The sequence below is a fragment of the Streptomyces sp. FH025 genome (genome assembly GCF_017427025.1).
In the GTDB taxonomy this organism is placed as follows: Bacteria; Actinomycetota; Actinomycetes; order Streptomycetales; family Streptomycetaceae; genus Kitasatospora.
Map to the genome: position 1 here is coordinate 1 of NZ_JAFLNG010001162.1, position 1,325 is coordinate 1,325.

Here is a 1,325-nt window from a genome sequence, read left to right on the forward strand (position 1 = left end):
ACGAAGTACTCGCTGTCGCCGAGGAGTTGGCGAACGGTGGGGCGCGCACGAAGCGTCTTCAGGTTTCGCACGCGTTCCATTCGCCGTTGATGGAACCGATGCTGGAGGAGTTCGCGCGCGTCGTCGGCGCGGTGGACTACCAGCAGCCCCGGATCACCGTGGTGTCGGCGTTGACCGGCGGTGTGGTGACGGACGAGGTCACCGACCCGGCGTACTGGGTGAAGCACGTCCGTGAGGCCGTGCGCTTCGGTGATGCGGCGAACGCCCTGCGTGCGGCTGGTGTGCGGACGTTCATCGAGATCGGTCCTGACGGTGTTCTCGCCGGCATGGGCCCCCAGACCCGCACCGACACCGGCGGTGAGGTGGCGGAGGAGGTCTGGCTTCCGCTGCTGCGGCGCGGCCGGGACGAGCCCCGCGCGCTGCTGACCGCACTCGCCAAGGCGTTCGTCCGCGGCGTGCCGGTCGATTGGGCCGCGCTCTACGCGGACACCGGCGCCCAGCGGATCGACCTTCCGACGTACGCCTTCCAACGGCAACGCTACTGGCTGAGCGTCACCGCCGCCGGTCGCGCCGAAGACCTCGGTCTGGAGACCCCGGGGCACCCGCTGCTGGGTGCGGCGATGGCGTTGCCGGCCAGTGGTGGTGTGGTGCTGACCGGGCGGTTGTCGCTGTCCGCGCAGCCGTGGCTGGCGGATCACGCGGTGGACGGGCAGGCGGTCGTGCCGGGCGCCGTGTTGGTCGAGATGGTGGTGCGGGCCGGCGACGAGGCAGGCTGCGGCCGGGTCGAGGAACTGCTGATCGAGTCGCCGCTGGTGCTCCCGGCCCGGGGCGGTGTGCGGGTGCAGGTGACGGTGGACGAGACGGATGAGTCCGGGCGTCGCGCGGTGGCCGTCTACGCCCAGGCCGAGGGCGCGCTGCCGGAAGAGGAGTGGACCCGGCACGCCGCCGGTTTCCTGGCTCCGGTCGGCATCTCCGTCGACGGTGACGCGGACCTTGCGCAGTGGCCGCCGGCCGGTGCGGAGGCCGTCGACCTCGACGGGTTCTACCCGGGCCTGGCTGAGATCGGTCTCGCCTACGGCCCGGTGTTCCAGGGGACGCAGGCGGTGTGGCGGCGTGGCGAGGAGCTGTTCGCCGAGGTCGCGCTGCCGGACGGTGTGAGCGCGGCCGGGTTTGGACTGCACCCCGCTCTGCTGGACGCCTCTCTGCACGCGATCGTGGGTGCGGGTGACCAGCGCGACCAGGCTGAAGTCCCGTTCGCCTGGGGCGATGTGGTCGTTCATGCGGCGGATGCGGTGGTCGCACGGGTGGCGGTGACGCCGCTGGCC

At 72.0% G+C, this 1,325-nt stretch carries 1 protein-coding gene; it reads left to right on the forward strand.

All coding sequences use genetic code 11. The annotated features are described in order from the left end of the window. Positions 1–1,325, forward strand: a 1,325-nt coding sequence (locus tag J0670_RS38145) for a polyketide synthase dehydratase domain-containing protein (protein ID WP_207817353.1), incomplete at both ends; no start/stop codon positions are given.